Consider the following 15,993-nt stretch of genomic DNA (forward strand, 5'->3'; position numbering starts at 1 on the left):
TGCGCCCGATTGCATCTGCACTATGCGAAATAAACTTGGGGACGATTGATATGGAAAATCGTAGAAAATGCCATCACAAGTTAAATAGGTATTAATTTTTTGCTATTTTTACGCACTGCTGGGCTCCTATCGTCGTCAATATATTATTGACGCTTGCCGGATTCATATAAGGGCTCTTATACTGTGTTTTTATACAGCATAAATTATGAATATCCCCCTCCCTCTCTCGTCTTTTCCGTTGCTGCTGACGTTGTTCGATGGGCCCGTTTACGCTGGTTTTCCGTCGCCAGCCTCTGACTATGCGCAACGCCGGATCAATCTAAATGAACATCTGCTTATGAATGAGCAGGCATCATTCCTTTTTCGCGTTCGTGGAGACTCCATGTTAGGTATCGGCATCTATGATGATGACACCTTGATTGTTGATCGCTCGATCACGCCCGCACATAACCACATTGTTCTTGCCATCGTTGATGAAGAATTTACCGTAAAACGTTTGTTTCAGCGTGGTCAGCTTGTGAGGCTATTGGCCGAGAACCCGGCTTTTCCCCCGATTATGCTAAAGGAAGGTCAAGAGCTGCGCATTTGGGGCGTGGTGACATTCAATCTGCACAAACTCTTGAATGTGTGAGTCAGTATGCAGAGCGCGCCTCGCAGCATTGCACTAATTGATTGCAACAATTTTTACGTCAGTTGTGAGCGAATCTTTCGACCGGATCTTTTGACTAGGCCTGTCATCGTGCTTTCCAACAATGACGGCTGTGCCGTCTCCAGGAGCAACGAGGCAAAGGCGCTGGGCGTAAAAATGGGCGTACCTGTGTTCAAAATCCGCGATCTGGTGCGCGAGCAAGGAATTGAAGTGTTTTCCTCTAACTATGTGCTGTATGCCGATATGAGTAATCGAGTTATGTCGATACTCAGTCAATTCTCCCCGATGCAGGAGGTGTACAGCATCGATGAATCATTCCTGGAGTTGACTGGCTTCACCGACATCCAGGATCGTTCGAGAGCGATGAGGAAGCGCGTCTATCGTGACACCGGGATTCCGGTTTGTGTCGGCATCGGGTCATCAAAAACACTGGCTAAGTTGTCCAATTTTGTGGCGAAGCGGCACCCGCGATCAAATGGGGTGTTCAACATCAATTTGCTTTGCCAGCGCCAAGTCAACAGCGTTCTCAAAAATATCCCGGTCGAAGAAATTTGGGGAATCGGTCGTAGGTTGACGACGGCTCTGAACGGCATGGGTATTGAAAGTGTCTTGCAATTGCGAGATGCAGACGTGGCCAGCATGCGCAATCGTTTTGGTGTAGTGATGGAAAAGACGGTCCGGGAACTGCGCGGTGACGCCTGCATCGAGCTGGAAGAGGTAGCTCCAGCGAAACAGCAAATCATCAATAGTCGGTCGTTTGGTCAGGCAGTGACAGAGATGGAGGCTCTTCAGGACGCCCTCGCCCACTTTGTTAGCAACGCGGCCAAGAAGCTACGCGATCAGAATTCCATTGCCGCCATGATGCAGGTATTCATCATGACGGACAGATTCAGGGAAGACCGGCCGCAATACTGCCCAAGCGTTACCATCCCTCTCACAACGCCGACCGCGAACAGCATGTCGTTGCAAAGCTGGGCGCTAGTCGGTCTGAAATCGATCTACAAGCCAGGCTTTTACTACAAGAAGGCTGGCGTTATCTTGAGCGAAATTTGTGATTCTTCGATCTACCAAGGCGACTTGTTTGCGGCCGAGATCGAGCATCCTGCTCTCATGCAAACACTGGATGCGATCAACACCAGGTATGGCAAGGGAACTCTGAAACTCAGTCAGGACGGCTCAAGGCAATCATGGAAGATGCGTCAGGAAAAAAAATCGCCAGAATACACAACTAATTGGGAAGAATTGCCGATCTGTGGATAGTATTTAAACTGCATCGTAAGCAAATTTCAGGAAAGTCATCATTATGTGTGTGAACTATTTGCCGGTATCCCGTCAGGTGCTCGAAACAACTTTTGAATCACCAGTACAGGGCGAATTCGACTGGAAAACAGAGACCTGGAAAGATTATCCTGCCCCTATCATCATCGGGCAAGACGGGCGAAGAAAAGCAGTTTGCGGGGTGTATGGCATGGTTCCTAAAACCAAATTACCCCTTGGCGTAAAACCATACAGCACGATGAATGCGCGGGTGGAGACGGTTGGAGCCTTACGCAGCTACGCAAAATACTGGCGCGAATGCCGGTTGTGCCTGGTGCCGATGACAGGTTTTTTTGAACCCAACTATGAATCCGGTGCGCCCGTTCGCTGGTGTATAGGAATGGCTGACGAGTCACCGTTTGTGGTCGCAGGTTTGTATCGAACCTGGGCCGAACTGGACGGCACTGAATCTTTTTCTTTCACTCAGCTCACGATCAATGCCGACGATCATCCATTAATGCGGCGATTCCACAAACCTGGCGATGAAAAGCGTTCACTCGTTATTGTGCCGTCCGACGCCTACGATGATTGGTTGGAGTGCCGCGATCCTGAATTAGCCAGGGCATTCTTGCATCACTACCCTGCTGATTGGATGACGGCACGGCCAGCGCCGAAACTGAGGGAAAACAGAGAACAGCAAACCGATATCTTTCAATGATGGTCACACAAGGTTCGACTCAACACGGAAAGGGTCAGTTCGACCTCATATCTGTGTTAATAGCGAAGGATTCTCAGTATGTTGTATTCCAAAATGACGGAAGTGCAGCAAGCATTCGAGTACGCGATAACCCGCTCGAACCCCGACACCACAACCGATTTATCTACACGTTACTCAATCCAAATGCAGTGACTTTTCAAAATAAGGAAAAACAGTGTCACAACAAAAAACTGTCTCAATCGCCGAAGTACTCTCAACACACTTTTTGAAGGAACTGAAGCCTCATGCACCCGCGATTCAACGTGGTCTAGAGCAACTAGACGATTTTCGCAAACGGTTTAACAACGCAGCCGAACAGTTTGTTAGACAGCACGAGGCAACGTTTATAGCGTTAAGCAAAGTTGATTGGGCAGACGCGGCGAGACGGGTCAACGCCATGCATGACCTCTCGAAAAAGGCCATGATTTTGGCATCTTCGAAAGGATGGTTTTTTGGTTGGAATGATTCCTTGTCGGGAGTGCTTACGCTGGTAGAAAAACTCGACGGGATTGATTCTAAAGAGCTGGATGAAGTAATGGCACAATACCATCGTGAAAACTTGGACTTTGTGGAAAAAGAGTTGACTCAGCGGCATCCGAATAGGTCAGCGCCTATAACGGCCGCGTTCGCGGCCCATAGAAATTTTGGGGAGGCCGGGTATTTCTTGTCGATACCTGTGTTTATCGCGCAGGCGGACGGCTTACTGTCCGAGATATTGGACGTTAAGTCGCCCATGAGCATCAATAAAAAAGGACAACGAGAGGCGCGAGGGGCGACGGCTCTACGCGCGATGGTGGGAACAGATGCCAAGTTGACCGGCCTCCTTCATCCGCTTCTCATAATGGACCAGCTTGATTTCCTAAAAAGCGAGGCGGACCGTGACAAAGCTGCCGAAGCCGCGGGAAAAGCCTTCACTGTCCTGAATCGTCATCAAGTATTGCATGGAGAATGTTGTGACTACGGCAGCGAAATCAACAGTCTGAAGGCCTTTTCTTTCCTAGCATTCGTCGGCGTGCATCTGCCTATGCTGCTTGAAGATCAAAAGAACATCAAACCTTAACCTGACGTAGTTGGCGGTTCGCGATTGACGCCCGGTTGATGTGTATTTCAGCTTGATACTGCAATCTTGCTATGCTACTGGTAACCAAAAAAGAGGTAAACCCATGACATCCCATTTAACACCTGCATTTGTGTTCAATCTACTAGCCGTTGTCGCTGCCATTGTTGCTGCTGTGTATTGGTATCGCTCATCGCAAGTATCTATGCCACACGAACTTGTAGGGATCGCCCTTGTCGGAGGGAGGGCACATGTCAACACCAAACCTTTGGTGGCGGCAGCTAAAGAGAGTGGGCGCTTAAACTCTATTGCAGCAGGTTGGAGCGCTGGTGCGGCACTCTTTGTTGCAGTCGCTACTGTTTGTGATGCATTCGCACATACAATCTGACAGGCAGTACACTTGACTTACGATTTTTTCCGTTTCGTGAGCTGCCCCTACATGTAGTTGTAGCGGCTCGCGTTTGAAAACGGGGGTGCTCGCATTCGACGCCGTTTTCGGCTCGAATTAACTGCAAATGACGGGGCGCCCGTGCTCACGCTATCTGCAAATGAGCTTGCAATCGACGGCGCCGGCTCGCATTCCATGGCGGCGTGCTCGCGCTAACTGCAAATACCAGAAGACATGAATATCGTCTCGTTGGGGTCTAGACACTCCGGCGGTGATGTCTCAAATGTACAAATTCGACCCTTGTGGGACGCACACATTGTCTCGATAATAGTGGCTCAGTTGGGTACATTCGTACGGTACAATTTTCCACAGGTAATGTCAACAACCGGCCAGAAGCAATGGGATGGACTCCTCCTCCCCTCCGGGACGCGCTGGAGGTAGGTTATCCTCATTTGAAGACAGCGACGAACGGGCCTACCCCGGGGCGCACGCGAAACCTAAAAGGATCAACCATGAAGGCCACTTGAGCGAGCGGTTTGCGCGCCACTTTTAAGAAGAACTGGATTAAAAATGACCTTAAACGAGATTCTCAAAAATCTGTTCGAAGAACTGGATCGTACGCATCCCGGCGGGCATGCCGACGCCAAGGTTCTGCGCAACCCGGGCCAGCTGCCGAACTTTACGACTACGAGCAATGGGGTGATACGGTATTTCACCGACACCACTCTGAAACTGATTCAATCGGTGGCGTCCACTCTCCTGGTCAATGACAAGCCAGGACAGAAAACGGTAGATGAATCGGTCTACCGCAATGTAGTGCGAGAGTCAGTCGCGGAGGTACACATGTTGCTGTCGGCGGACGGAAAAGTATGGAGCGACAAAACCGCGAACGAAATCAAGGCCGCGTTGAAGGCTGAAGTCGCGGAAAGATTATACGGACTGACCCAGCAGTTTAAGCACTATTTTCCTGCGTCGACGTCAGGATTTGGACGAAATGCTGTATTTGATTTAGGCCCAGTATCAATAATGAGCCGGGAACTCTGGCTCCAACGCGTGGATTTTTCTCCGGGGGCTAAGGCTAACTACCTGGGCCTCCCCGCCGAGAATGAGACTTGGAAGGATGAGATATCTTCGGCGCTGCAATCGGGGGATCCAGAGTTAAAGCTGGAAGGGTTGGCTAGTTCCATCTGGCCTGCGATCAATCGATATGGATACATCGTCAGCGTCACGATTGAAGGGAAAGATCGTGTGCTTTCACGGCGCTTGGCAGAGATCGTTTGCCGTGCCGCACTCGATGGCCTATCGCTTATTTTCGGCGACATTGGGTTCTTTGAGCATCAAGTCCTTTCCTCGGAGAGTCTTCCGCCTGGGTTGGTGTACACGATGATTGAAACGAACGGACATCTATGGCTTCCTGGTTCCTATGCCGGCCGCGAACGCCGTGACCTCCGGTATGAAGTTTTGAAGGATGTCTGCACGGACAATGCTGACTACTTCACTTACCTAGGAAGGATCCTTGATGCGGTCGTTGCACCATCAAGCGCAACGCATCCGTTGCTTTCTCAGCGTTGGGCGACGGCATTGAATTGGTACGCCGAAGGGGCTAGGGAGAGCAATAGCGCAATCGCATTGGCTAAATTTGGCTCCAGTTTGGATGTTCTTGCCTCAGGTGGGAAGGCGTCTGGCATCACCGACATGTTGGTGAATCTATTGGGATGCAAGGCCAGTTCGGTCGTGGATAACGGGGAGAAGCAGAGGACGCTCTCCGGTCTGGTTTGCGAAGTCTACGATGCGGGCAGGTCACAGATTTTGCACGGAAATCACATCGACCAGTTGAAGTCCTTCGACGAATCGAAGGCGTATGCGTCGCAGCTTGCCCGTCTGGCTCTCATGGAAGCGGCCAAGCGACTTGTGAGCTTTGCCGGCCCCGATGAAAACGACAAAGCATTCAGGTCGATGCAGTAATAGGATAGGGCTTGAGGTAGCAACCTGGCCCTAATCTCGTCGGAATGACATTGCATATTCCTTTCCGCAGTTGCGATTCACTTCCTTAGAGACGATAACGGCTACGCCGGCCTTTCGGCCGGCGAATCTGGATAATAGCCAAGTAACAGTTTTATAATTCGGCAGCGCAGAGGGATGAGTGACGGACAGGGCAGTGTATGCCTTTATCACGTAGGCGGCGCTCGACGTGTAACAATTCTTCCTCAGTAGCGGAAGGGTGGAGCCGAACCTCCTTCATGAGTGCATTCAGCGAGTAGTCCAATATTAGGCCACTGCCTTTGCGTCGAATTACGTTGTGACTTTGTTCGATACCTGTTTTTGACATTCCAGATGTGACGCTTTCGTCCAAATGGGAGAGCTTGTCGCCCACGTGAGCGGCGGTGCGTGACTCAAATCCGGTAAGGATAGAGTAATGTGTGAGGTCAAATACCAAGCGAAACTCTTGTTCGTCCACGAAGCACTCATTCTTTACCGAAAGCGGGTCATGTCCTGCCACGACTTTGAGCACGTCGTCGTAAGTAACCTCAGGAAATTTGGATGCATATTTTAGTGGCTCAGGGAGCGCATCTTGAATAGTCCAAGAGTCGCTGACGACTAGCACTCCGTTCATGCCAAACTCGTCCCACATTTGTTGAGATTCTTCAGCACCCAGATACCAGCAGCTTAAGTAGCTGTCGGTTCTCTTGAAGTCTTGCATGCCGAGCTGGAGCTTGTCCAGGTCTCGAAGCAGCGCAGCACTCGTATTTGGCATCTTCTGTGAGATGAGTCGAGATAGGAGGGTGTGGTCATATTTTCCTTCGTCCTTGTCACTCTGATCTGCTGCGGCACCTAGATATAAGCCATCATCTGCAAGCAGCCAATTAAATTTTTGGGCAGTAAGGTATCGTGAGATGGGTCTGTTCATGTAGATCAAATTTCATTAATTTTTTCAGTGTGGCCGCTTGCCGCTTGCTCTGCACAGTGAAGCACGAACTCCAGGTTCTTGACAAGCTGGCGCCTGCTTTTAAGAAATGATTCGGCATGGTCGAGTCACTAGTTAGATAGTTTGTACAAAGATTCCAAGTCCGAAAGTGCGGAAGTCCGGCTTGCGCGGTTGCTACCCACGTAGCGATATTCCAGCATTAATTGATCGACCGCTTTGGGGTCGATAACGGTCTGTCAACTTACTCAGGAATTTCATTTGCAGTTAGTGTGAGCACGTCGCCGTGGAATGCTAGCCGGCGCAGTCGATTACAAGCTCATTTGCAGATAACGTGAGCACGAGCGCCGTTTCACTTGCAGTTATTGTGAGCCGAAAACGGCGTCGAATGCTAGCACGCCCGTTTTCAAATGCGAGCCGTTACATGTAGTGGCTCGCGTTTGAAAATGGCTATACTCACATTTGACGCTCATTCTGGATCGCATTAAGTAAAAATGACGGTGCTGATTCGCGTTTCATGTTGGCGTGCTCACGCTAAGTGCAGATAAAATACCAATCCTTTTAGGGTGATCTGGCATGAAGTACCGTATTTATTGCGTTTCCTATATCAACAACGAGTTTTGAGATGCGATTGAACTCCAACTCAATGAAATCGCGCGCACAAGTTTCAGGATAGTTGACCTTCTTATAGGTGAATGCCGCCAATTTTAGTTGATGACGTTCTGGTACTTTGCCGGTCATGTCCTCGGAGAGCGAAGTAGGAATAATGCTCCTATGCTTGCTGTGATTCGATAGGGCGGTAAGATGGCCAAAGTAGCCATCATCGACAAGCGAAGTCAGATATCGGCAGACTTCTTCAAGGTCGGACGTTTGCTCCAGGCGCTCAAGAACGGTTTTCACGTTGATAGCCGCCTCCTTTATTGGTTTTCCAGAGCGATCTAGTCCCGTTGAGTAGTAGATCGCGTGCGCGAGGATGTCAGGGATAGCGTGCAAACTCTGAAGGCACGCGAGCACATGCGCGCCAAACTTTGTCATAAATAAATAGAAATCATCACGAATAATCTCTACGCCGAATGCCACTTGCAAAATAGACGAGCCGGACAATCGTTTTGATGCAAACGCACTGAATAGGTCATTGGCTTCGTGATAATGAAACTTTGCGAATTCTTGTCTTTGTATAATAGATTGAAGGCTTGGCTGAGCAAGCTTGAGTTGTGATCGACTGTAGCAGTACTGAATCAACTTTTGTGTTACGTCGATATGCCATGTGTCCATGATGCGTCCATGCCCCAAAAAATTGATTGCATATCTGAAATTTATTAGTTTTTAGTATTAATTTTTATGCAACCCGCTCCCAACTTAACGAATGGCTCCCCTACCTAAGCGACTCGGACGCCCTCAAACTCCGCGACGACACTCTCAATTTTAGCGAACATTTCGGCAGGTCCAGTGTATGTGTGCGACTCGAAACCTTCAGGCTCGAATTGCTTCAAAATAATGTTCGCAGCCTGATAGACCTCGGCGCGGCCTATGCCTAGTTCATTGGCGATTTCGGTGTATCCGCGACCGTCAACCAACGCGGCACGCGCGTAAGCGATGCCCTTTTCTTTTAGCCTAGTCTTGCCAACGAGCGCATCAAATTGCTCGGCCGTCAGTCGAATTTTCTTCATGCTAATTTTGAACCTTTAGATTACTCAATCCACAACACGGAAAATACGGGCCACGTCACGTAGCACCTTCTCCGCATCCTCGAAACTGGAACGCTATCCCGACGCTTTTGCATCGCTTACCGCTCCGCGATCATGACGTAACCATCCGGTGCCAGGAACGACAACAGCGCGTCATAGAACCAAAGCACCATCGTAGACGCGATGCCGGCAACCAGGAACGCCCATAGCGGTGTGTGCTGGTCGCGGACAAAGAACGCGCAGAACAGGAAGCCCAACAGGCACAAGCCCGACGCCAGCCCGAAGACCGCCCCGAAGATGGGGCGGACGAAAATCAGGAGCGAGAACAGGACGAACCGCACCAAGTTAAGAAGCCCCCGTAGAACTTTCATGGTGTATTACCTCCGTGCCGACGATCTCGACGGCGGCCAGATCGATCTCGGCCACTTCGCCGGTATCCTTGTAGAGGATCTCAACCTTGCGGCTATGCATAACCGTTGCGATCCGTTCGCCGTCCTTAATGACAATAGCGAGTTTCTTTACTACTTCTTGCGTCTTTGTAGTCACCGGCTTGTTTGGCTCGGTGGCTTTATCATCGGCGCTGCCTGTAAGCGCAGCCATGCTGTTTGCTGCTAAATCCGGCACCGCCCCATCACTCAACCCATTTTCGGGCGCCTGTGCGCCATTTGCTGCTGCCTGTTGGCCTTCGTCAATGATTCGAAGCTCTGCTTCTGATCCATTCAAGCCCGCGCTTGTTGGTGATACAACCGGTGCCTTCAAACCTTTGATCAAAGCCGTGACCCCTGCCCTCGTTATTTCTTCCGCAGACGCGACGTAAGTTTCCGCTTCGGCAGGAAAATCGGCATACGCTTTAATCAAGTCGTACAAGGTCCGAACACCAACGCTCTTGTCACGCGCAAGCACTTGAATGAATTCAGGCGCATCGACTAGCGGCAAATGCTCGGATACAAACGACGCTTTTTGCCCTAGCTTCACGGCAATGTCACCTTTCTTATCACCCTTGGCGATACGCTTCTGGATGAACATTGCAATCTCTAACGGTGCTAGGTCTTCACGCTGAATGTTCTCGGCTAGTTGGTCATAATCGTCGTGCGTTTCATCAATGAAGCCGGGGATAGTCGTCTTGCCAGCCCGGATCGATGCACGGTAACGCCGCGCGCCGTGGTTGATGATGTATTTGCCGTCCACGTTCATCGGCTTCACTGAGATAGGCGACCGCACCTTCGATGCGCGAATCTGCACCGCCAAGCTTTCGATGGCTTCTTCGGAAAAGAATTTGCGTGGTTGATTGGGATCTTCAATTACATCCGTAAGCAACAATTCCAACGGCTCACCATTCGATGCTGTTTCGCTTCCTTCTGAGAGCGCAGCCAAATTACCCAACCCAGTAAGATCTAGTTTATTTTTTGCCATTACGCTTTCTCCATTCGGTCCTGCATCATCTTGAAGACAGCCTTTACTTCTCGCCCAGCCGTGCGCGCTGCGGTCTTAACCTTGCCTTTGCCACTGTCATCGTCGCTGTCAGACTCCAAGCGCCATACTGGCACGCCCGCTCCACACGCTTCACGGTATGCGGAACGCTTAGTCACAAAAGCACCAATAACAAATTGCTTGTAAGCCGACATAATTTGTTTAAGCCATTCGTCTTGTGCCGGAGAATTAGTGTCATATTCATTCGGCAAAATTCCAAGATTCACCAAATTTGGATTCCATTTCTTTTGAATGAACATGATCCGTTTAAGCACTTCTGTAGCAACGTCAATGCTGTACGGATCAATGCGACACGGTAAAACCGCATAGTCACTTGCCACAACAAGTGCATTTGCCACCCGGCTATTTGCCCCCGCCGTATCTATAACTGCATAGTCGAAACCGTCTGCAATGTCGGCCAACCGTGCCCGTAACGTTGTCACGAGCTCATCGTCGCCTTTATCGGACTTCTCAACCTGGCGTAAGCCTGAGTCCCCACGTAACAGAACGATTTGTTGCGGCATGGTCGGCAATTTAATCGGTGTCTCACTAAAAAGAACGCTTGCACCCATACTTGGTATTGCGTACTCAGCTAGACTTTTGCTGCTGTTGGCTTGTTCATCGCCATCGATAAACAATACGCGCTTACCTTGCTCGGCCAAGTAATGAGCCTTGTTATACGAAAGGATAGATTTACCGCTACCACCTTTCTGATTCACGAAAACCAGCTTCTTCATGAGTGCCCCTTAGTTAGATTTTCTCGCGCCTTGCGTTCCATGTCCTTGACCATATCCGCCATGTCAGGCGGCAACGTGACGCTAATACTCGTCCATCCATTGGGTCGCGAGCCGTGGTCTATGTGAAACTGCCATGCTTTGCCGACCATCTGACTTACTGCCTTGTTCGTAACGCCTAATACCCCTGCAATTTCCGTCTGTGAACGTCCGTCCACAAGGATTTGTTGAAGTGCATGCACGTTGCGCTCTTTTAGCCGGGAAAGGAGAGGACGCAGCGCCTCGAATTCCTGGGCCGTCAACCGTTTCTTGCCTCGCATCGCTGTTCCTCGAAGTAATCATTTATCTCCTAACTCCGTCTCGTTAGTCGGTCCCGCCAGGTTGCCGCCCGTCGCACTCAAATTACCAACACGAGATTATTTTAGGTTAAACAAAATGGTAAGTAAATAGATATTTGAACCTTTTTACAACAGCCTTTGCTCAAATCAACATTTGTTTTCCGTAGTAGCTATCGATGTCTTTTGTAAGAGAGGTCACTTTTGAAGTTTCGACTACCTTTCCCGGGGGTCAGCAAGCCCGTTTGCGGGCGTCTGCCCCTCTCCGTAGGATGGGGGCGTAGTTTTGTCGTTTTGGGGGCTAACAAGCGCGAAGCGCGATTTACTCCCGCTTGCGGGGGTCTGGAATTGAAGCTGTTGCTGGTCCGATTAAAAGCTTATTAAAATATAGATTAATAAAAGATTAGCGTCTGTGGATAACGTCTATGAAAACAATGGGTGTTGTCGGGAGCGCAACCCCGTATTGCCGGGAGTGGAACCCCGTGTAAGCGGGAGCGCAACCCCGCGACATCGGGAACGATACCCCGTGGATCGGGAACGATACCCCGCGACATCGGGAGCGTAACCCCGTATCACCGGGAGTGGAACCCCGTGCGTAATCTCTTGGCTCGCATCTGTTTTTAATATCTAAGTCATAACCAAATTCCTCGGGAACGATACCCCGTGTCAAATTCCTACTGCTTTGGCTTGTTTTGGCGTGGAGAAATCCTCGTAGACCGGGAGTGAAACCCCGTGCATCGGGAACGATACCCCGTGCTTTGTTTATCCCGCAGAAACTTTCTTTTTGCCGGCGATGGCTTGCGCTACCGGTGTTTTCATTACGGTTACAAGGTCGCTTTGCTCGTCAATTTGCCAGTCTCGTATCGCCCCAATTTTTTTAAGTTCATCGAGCGCGTTTCGTAGCGCTTTCCTAAAATCGCCAAGCCTTTTGGTGGTACTTCCGCAAAGCGTTTTAATGGTTAGCACTTTGTAGGGGAACGGGTCAGCATGACTAGCATAAAAACCATGTAGCCATTTAGCCAGGTTATTTTTACCCAATGCGCGGCGCTGCTGCCAGTCCACATATGTATAGCCGTCCTCGTACAGAGAAAGCATTTTTTCATCAAAAATGACAACGTATTGTTGTGTTTCTTCATCCCGGTATACGTTTTTTACCAATGTCCCTGAAAACGTCTTTTTTTCTTTCTTCCAAGTGATTTCCACAACGCCGCCCATCAACCGCGCAATTTCTTCCTTGAGTTGCTCATGGTCTTGCCCGCCGAGACCTCGCTCAAGGTCAGTCAATAGTTGATTGCCGGTGAATTCCACGCAACTTTCCAGCGGCTTTTTCCGGCCGTAATGCAAGAGCATTTCCAACACATCTAAATCGGTCTGATTGAATTTTTCGCCTTTAAACCGGATTTCAATCCCGCCTACCGAAGAGAGTAATTCGCGCTTCTTTGCAATAGTTCTTTCCTGGGCGATAGAGAAAAGTGACCCGCGCAAAGCGGCGTTTGGGACACCTCGGACTTGATCCGGCCACAATTCCAACGCAAGTTGAATTTTCGGTTCTTCTTTCTTGGGTGGGGCTTCTTTTTCTCTTTTCGCCCGGTTGAAAGTTAGCGAAGCCAAAGCATCGCTCAACGGTTTAAAAGTCTCAACAGCCATTTCTCGACCTCCGTAATAGGCGGGCTTCTTTGTCGCCAGTTTCTTCTCTAATCATGCGGCACTCCTAGCCATAGTGCGGCGCCGAACAAGGCTAGAGCCGCAATTATTCCAACGATCCGCCCAAGCCGCTTTTGCATAACAGCGTAAGCAAACGCCGCGCCGAGTACGCCAAGAATGATTGTCTTTGCCATTATGCTTTCATTCTCCGCTGAAACCGCAATTTGAATCACGCTGAGTAGCGGGCGCAAAATGATCTAGCGGCGTTGCTTGAGTACACGTAAAATTATCAGTAGCCGACACTCTATCTCCGTCTAGTTAGGGTCTGGTTAAAAGCCTCGCTACGGTTGCCGCCGTCCGGGGCTTTGTCTTTTCTACTGCGGACCGATTATCGAGCACTGCGGTGCGCTTGAAACAATTCAAACACCCTCCGACATGCGTCAAAGTATAAATAGACTAAAATGGTAAGTCAATAGTATTATTTACCTTTTGAGTTGTGCTATTATCGCTTTTAACAAAACAAAATATTACTTTCCGTATAAGCAATAATTCATGTTTTGTAGGAGCCGCAAGAATGGACAAGCTCGAAATATCAAAGGCACGTGAGATCCCTCTTGATGCGATCCTCGAACGCTTTGGAGCCGAACGAGACCCAACCGACCCTAAGCGCAACTGGAAAACGCACGCCGGCCGTATAACGATCACGGATGACAAGTTCTACAATCATGATCTTGAAAGAGGCGGCGGCGGTGCCATCGACCTAGCAATACAATTGGGCGGCTTCAAATTTAAAGACGCAGTTGCTTGGCTTGGCGGCAACATCAGCCGCGATGCTGCTATTCAGCAATACCAGGCTGAAGCAGTCAAGCACGCAAGCCGCATTCTTGATGAGACGCAGGCACCCAAGCTCGCGGTACCAGAACAGGACCCCGCCACACTCAACCGAGTGAAAGCTTATCTAATCGGAAAACGTGGAATTCCCGAGCCGATAGTCGATAACGCGATCAACAAAGGGCGCTTATGGTCCGACAAGTACGCGAATGCCGTGTTCAGCTTGCGCGACCTCGAAGGCAACCAAATCGGTGCTGAATTACGCGGTACATATGACAAGCCATTTCATGGGGTGCGTGGCGAAAAAGGATTGTTCTTCACTGGCACATCGCAGTCAAAGACCGCCGTGTTTGTCGAGTCGGCCATTGACGCCATGAGCTATCAAGCGCTCAACCCTAAAGCCTTAGTTATTGGCACGGCCGGCAGTAGTCGCGAGGTGATGACCGCAGCTGCAAGAGCTCTTGACGAAAATGGCTTCAAAATCGTGGATGGCTTTGACAACGACAAGGCCGGCGAACGCCATGGCGTAACCCTCCGGGAAGCAGTGAATGCCCCTGTTGAACGGTTGCGACCGGCACAGGGCAAGGACTGGAACGACGAGCTCAAGGCCCAGCGCACAACAGAAAAAACTCCCACGGCTGAACGCTGACAACACATCTTTACTCCCTTAGCTCTAACGATTTTGGTTGGTATGTTTTGAACTATTTGATCACGCAGCACTCACATATTGCCATACGGCAATATGTATATACATTCGACCACTCATCGCTGGAGCCTTATCGTCTTTAAGACGTTTGCGAGAAATGGATCGACGATGATCGTAATCAAAGCCTCTAAGTTTTAAGTTTTAAGTTTTTTATTTCAAATAAGGGCTTGATGATGAAACTATATCCATATCGGAAAGTATTATTTCCGCAGTACCTATCAGCGCCTACACCAATAACAGAATGTATGAACCTGTTCACTGGTAATCAGCCATGAGACCGGCGACTCTTCTGCTTACCGCGATCATATCTTTGTTCAGTGCCTTACCCTTCACGGCCTATGCACAAGGCACATTCCCTACTATCGATCAAGCAACGCAAAAAACGCGCGATGATACGCGCCATCAAATTCTGAAAATCGAATTGGCTACGGAAATAAAGGCATTCGAGAGCACCAAACAGTCGCTTACCGATGCAACCAACACCAAACAACCATTAACCAAACTCGATGCACTCCGCCAAGAGGCAGACCGACATACCAAGAACCTTAATGCACTATACGTCGAACTCGCTGCCTTTGATAAACCGCTAGTTTCCTCAAAAACATCTTTACCCGTTCGTCTGCAAGCACGAACAAAAAATAATTTGGTATCTGATACGGCACAACCAGCACCGTTTTGGGACGTTTATAAACGCGCTCAGGTGAAGGCTGATGGAGAATCCCAAGCGTCTCTCTGGTTGCGACATTCAGATGAAAATCAATTAATAAATTAATGCAAAATCAATTTAAGTCAAATTGATACTACACTTTTGCCATTTTTGTTGATACACTATACGTATATTAGTAAAACTCATCTGGCAACCCCGTATCAACAAAACTCAGACTTCGCGCTACAATTCGTTCTTCTTGTAGACGGAGTCCCTATGAACATCACTGAGAAAGAACTTCTCAACTATCTAGCCATTTCGAGCGAAGCCACGGAATCTTCACGAATGAGCACCGACGAAAAGAGAGGTATAGACAGTTTCCAGATTGAGGAAACAGAAGACGGTCGGTTCATCCTCGTGATGACCTTAACGTTTAAAAAAGGTGACTTCATACTGACGAGCGCGAGAAAAACGCCCCGTCTCTGGCCGAACCTAAATACCTTAGTTGCATTTCTAAAGGAACTGGATTTTCCAGATGCACCTATTTCACTACGGTTACTTTTGAAGAGGGATCCATGACGAAGCACATCAGAACTCTATGCAAGGCCGGCGCCCTCAAGCGCCGTGAAGCGATTTCCCTCCTCCTTCTTGCTACACTTTTCCCCTCTCTCGCTTTCGCTGCCTCACCTTTCGCGGGCGGCACAACTGGCCTCTCCGCTGACATTCTTACCATCGTTGCCCCTATCGCTGGCCTCGCGCTGATCGCGGTCGGCGTGATCTGCTGGTTCGGCAAAATTTCCTGGCTTTGGTTTGGCGGTCTTGTTATTGGGATTGTCCTGGTCTTCGGCAATCAGCAAGTCGTTTCTTGGATTCGCGGCCTGTTCGGCGTCTGATACTCCGGAGGTTTC

19 protein-coding genes are annotated in these 15,993 nt (G+C 49.5%); 10 read left to right on the forward strand and 9 right to left on the reverse strand.

All coding sequences use genetic code 11. From position 1 onward, the window contains the following. Positions 1 to 205 precede the first annotated feature (205 nt). The 6 genes from ACXX82_RS00960 to ACXX82_RS00985 all read left to right on the forward strand — a co-directional run bounded on the left by ACXX82_RS00960 (position 206) and on the right by ACXX82_RS00985 (position 6,073). Positions 206 to 631 carry a LexA family protein gene (locus ACXX82_RS00960; RefSeq protein ID WP_458562172.1) on the forward strand — a complete coding sequence of 142 codons (426 nt, stop codon included), beginning with the start codon at positions 206 to 208 and terminating at the stop codon, positions 629 to 631. A gap of 6 nt (positions 632 to 637) precedes the next feature. Continuing rightward, on the forward strand, positions 638 to 1,909 hold the full coding sequence (locus tag ACXX82_RS00965) for a Y-family DNA polymerase (RefSeq protein WP_458562173.1): 1,272 nt from the start codon (positions 638 to 640) through the stop codon (positions 1,907 to 1,909). Between the two features lie 43 nt (positions 1,910 to 1,952). Continuing rightward, on the forward strand, positions 1,953 to 2,624 hold the full coding sequence (locus tag ACXX82_RS00970; RefSeq protein ID WP_458562174.1) for an SOS response-associated peptidase: 672 nt from the start codon (positions 1,953 to 1,955) through the stop codon (positions 2,622 to 2,624). A gap of 214 nt (positions 2,625 to 2,838) precedes the next feature. Continuing rightward, positions 2,839 to 3,723, forward strand: coding sequence for a hypothetical protein (locus ACXX82_RS00975; protein ID WP_458562175.1), 885 nt, complete (start codon positions 2,839 to 2,841; stop codon positions 3,721 to 3,723). A 103-nt stretch (positions 3,724 to 3,826) separates the two neighbouring features. Beyond that, entirely contained in the window at positions 3,827 to 4,108 is a 282-nt protein-coding gene (locus ACXX82_RS00980) for a hypothetical protein (protein WP_458562176.1), read from the forward strand. Positions 4,109 to 4,678: 570 nt separating this feature from the next. Continuing rightward, positions 4,679 to 6,073, forward strand: a complete 1,395-nt coding sequence (locus ACXX82_RS00985; RefSeq protein WP_458562177.1) for a hypothetical protein — start codon at positions 4,679 to 4,681, stop codon at positions 6,071 to 6,073. A 151-nt stretch (positions 6,074 to 6,224) separates the two neighbouring features. Here ACXX82_RS00985 and ACXX82_RS00990 read toward each other — a convergent pair whose 3' ends face one another. The 9 genes from ACXX82_RS00990 to ACXX82_RS01030 form a co-directional block, all read right to left on the reverse strand. Further along, positions 6,225 to 7,016 carry a hypothetical protein gene (locus tag ACXX82_RS00990; RefSeq protein WP_458562178.1) on the reverse strand — a complete coding sequence of 264 codons (792 nt, stop codon included), beginning with the start codon at positions 7,014 to 7,016 and terminating at the stop codon, positions 6,225 to 6,227. A 576-nt stretch (positions 7,017 to 7,592) separates the two neighbouring features. Further along, on the reverse strand, positions 7,593 to 8,306 hold the full coding sequence (locus ACXX82_RS00995) for a hypothetical protein (RefSeq protein WP_458562179.1): 714 nt from the start codon (positions 8,304 to 8,306) through the stop codon (positions 7,593 to 7,595). A 104-nt stretch (positions 8,307 to 8,410) separates the two neighbouring features. After that, a complete protein-coding gene (locus tag ACXX82_RS01000) occupies positions 8,411 to 8,701 on the reverse strand; it encodes a TrfB-related DNA-binding protein (protein WP_458562180.1) in 291 nt (96 codons plus the stop codon). A gap of 116 nt (positions 8,702 to 8,817) precedes the next feature. Then, positions 8,818 to 9,090, reverse strand: coding sequence for a hypothetical protein (locus ACXX82_RS01005; protein WP_458562181.1), 273 nt, complete (start codon positions 9,088 to 9,090; stop codon positions 8,818 to 8,820). Further along, positions 9,065 to 10,132, reverse strand: coding sequence for a ParB/RepB/Spo0J family partition protein (locus ACXX82_RS01010; protein WP_458562182.1), 1,068 nt, complete (start codon positions 10,130 to 10,132; stop codon positions 9,065 to 9,067). Before ACXX82_RS01010 ends, ACXX82_RS01005 begins: the two co-directional genes overlap by 26 nt. Continuing rightward, entirely contained in the window at positions 10,132 to 10,926 is a 795-nt protein-coding gene (locus tag ACXX82_RS01015; protein WP_323519452.1) for a ParA family protein, read from the reverse strand. The genes ACXX82_RS01010 and ACXX82_RS01015 overlap by 1 nt, the downstream gene beginning before the upstream one ends. Then, positions 10,923 to 11,243 (reverse strand): TrfB-related DNA-binding protein, encoded by a 321-nt coding sequence (locus ACXX82_RS01020; RefSeq protein ID WP_458562183.1) that lies wholly within the window; start codon positions 11,241 to 11,243, stop codon positions 10,923 to 10,925. The genes ACXX82_RS01015 and ACXX82_RS01020 overlap by 4 nt, the downstream gene beginning before the upstream one ends. Before the next feature lie 777 nt (positions 11,244 to 12,020). Then, positions 12,021 to 12,905 carry a plasmid replication initiator TrfA gene (trfA, locus tag ACXX82_RS01025; protein WP_458562184.1) on the reverse strand — a complete coding sequence of 295 codons (885 nt, stop codon included), beginning with the start codon at positions 12,903 to 12,905 and terminating at the stop codon, positions 12,021 to 12,023. 47 nt (positions 12,906 to 12,952) lie between these two features. Beyond that, positions 12,953 to 13,096 carry a hypothetical protein gene (locus ACXX82_RS01030; RefSeq protein WP_323519691.1) on the reverse strand — a complete coding sequence of 48 codons (144 nt, stop codon included), beginning with the start codon at positions 13,094 to 13,096 and terminating at the stop codon, positions 12,953 to 12,955. 380 nt (positions 13,097 to 13,476) lie between these two features. Between ACXX82_RS01030 and ACXX82_RS01035 the strand changes: the two genes are divergently transcribed. The 4 genes from ACXX82_RS01035 to ACXX82_RS01050 all read left to right on the forward strand — a co-directional run bounded on the left by ACXX82_RS01035 (position 13,477) and on the right by ACXX82_RS01050 (position 15,978). Beyond that, positions 13,477 to 14,382 carry a DUF3991 domain-containing protein gene (locus tag ACXX82_RS01035; RefSeq protein ID WP_458562185.1) on the forward strand — a complete coding sequence of 302 codons (906 nt, stop codon included), beginning with the start codon at positions 13,477 to 13,479 and terminating at the stop codon, positions 14,380 to 14,382. A gap of 328 nt (positions 14,383 to 14,710) precedes the next feature. Then, a complete protein-coding gene (locus ACXX82_RS01040) occupies positions 14,711 to 15,211 on the forward strand; it encodes a hypothetical protein (RefSeq protein WP_323519643.1) in 501 nt (166 codons plus the stop codon). 150 nt (positions 15,212 to 15,361) lie between these two features. Beyond that, positions 15,362 to 15,664 carry a hypothetical protein gene (locus ACXX82_RS01045; RefSeq protein WP_323519645.1) on the forward strand — a complete coding sequence of 101 codons (303 nt, stop codon included), beginning with the start codon at positions 15,362 to 15,364 and terminating at the stop codon, positions 15,662 to 15,664. After that, entirely contained in the window at positions 15,661 to 15,978 is a 318-nt protein-coding gene (locus ACXX82_RS01050) for a TrbC/VirB2 family protein (RefSeq protein WP_323519648.1), read from the forward strand. Before ACXX82_RS01045 ends, ACXX82_RS01050 begins: the two co-directional genes overlap by 4 nt. The last annotated feature ends 15 nt before the right edge of the window (positions 15,979 to 15,993 follow it).

This window comes from Glaciimonas sp. GNP009 (assembly GCF_054343755.1).

Excerpts from the sequence above, each read along its gene's own strand:
- ACXX82_RS00980 (WP_458562176.1), top strand. The coding sequence starts at position 3,827 with ATGACATCCCATTTAACACCTGCATTTGTGTTCAATCTACTAGCCGTT.
- ACXX82_RS01030 (WP_323519691.1), bottom strand. The coding sequence starts at position 13,096 with ATGGCAAAGACAATCATTCTTGGCGTACTCGGCGCGGCGTTTGCTTAC.
- ACXX82_RS01045 (WP_323519645.1), top strand. The coding sequence starts at position 15,362 with ATGAACATCACTGAGAAAGAACTTCTCAACTATCTAGCCATTTCGAGC.
- ACXX82_RS01005 (WP_458562181.1), bottom strand. The coding sequence starts at position 9,090 with ATGAAAGTTCTACGGGGGCTTCTTAACTTGGTGCGGTTCGTCCTGTTC.
- ACXX82_RS01000 (WP_458562180.1), bottom strand. The coding sequence starts at position 8,701 with ATGAAGAAAATTCGACTGACGGCCGAGCAATTTGATGCGCTCGTTGGC.
- ACXX82_RS00965 (WP_458562173.1), top strand. The coding sequence starts at position 638 with ATGCAGAGCGCGCCTCGCAGCATTGCACTAATTGATTGCAACAATTTT.
- ACXX82_RS01020 (WP_458562183.1), bottom strand. The coding sequence starts at position 11,243 with ATGCGAGGCAAGAAACGGTTGACGGCCCAGGAATTCGAGGCGCTGCGT.
- ACXX82_RS00990 (WP_458562178.1), bottom strand. The coding sequence starts at position 7,016 with ATGAACAGACCCATCTCACGATACCTTACTGCCCAAAAATTTAATTGG.
- ACXX82_RS00995 (WP_458562179.1), bottom strand. The coding sequence starts at position 8,306 with ATGGACACATGGCATATCGACGTAACACAAAAGTTGATTCAGTACTGC.
- ACXX82_RS01035 (WP_458562185.1), top strand. The coding sequence starts at position 13,477 with ATGGACAAGCTCGAAATATCAAAGGCACGTGAGATCCCTCTTGATGCG.
- ACXX82_RS00960 (WP_458562172.1), top strand. The coding sequence starts at position 206 with ATGAATATCCCCCTCCCTCTCTCGTCTTTTCCGTTGCTGCTGACGTTG.
- trfA (WP_458562184.1), bottom strand. The coding sequence starts at position 12,905 with ATGGCTGTTGAGACTTTTAAACCGTTGAGCGATGCTTTGGCTTCGCTA.
- ACXX82_RS01040 (WP_323519643.1), top strand. The coding sequence starts at position 14,711 with ATGAGACCGGCGACTCTTCTGCTTACCGCGATCATATCTTTGTTCAGT.
- ACXX82_RS01015 (WP_323519452.1), bottom strand. The coding sequence starts at position 10,926 with ATGAAGAAGCTGGTTTTCGTGAATCAGAAAGGTGGTAGCGGTAAATCT.
- ACXX82_RS01010 (WP_458562182.1), bottom strand. The coding sequence starts at position 10,132 with ATGGCAAAAAATAAACTAGATCTTACTGGGTTGGGTAATTTGGCTGCG.
- ACXX82_RS00985 (WP_458562177.1), top strand. The coding sequence starts at position 4,679 with ATGACCTTAAACGAGATTCTCAAAAATCTGTTCGAAGAACTGGATCGT.
- ACXX82_RS00970 (WP_458562174.1), top strand. The coding sequence starts at position 1,953 with ATGTGTGTGAACTATTTGCCGGTATCCCGTCAGGTGCTCGAAACAACT.
- ACXX82_RS01050 (WP_323519648.1), top strand. The coding sequence starts at position 15,661 with ATGACGAAGCACATCAGAACTCTATGCAAGGCCGGCGCCCTCAAGCGC.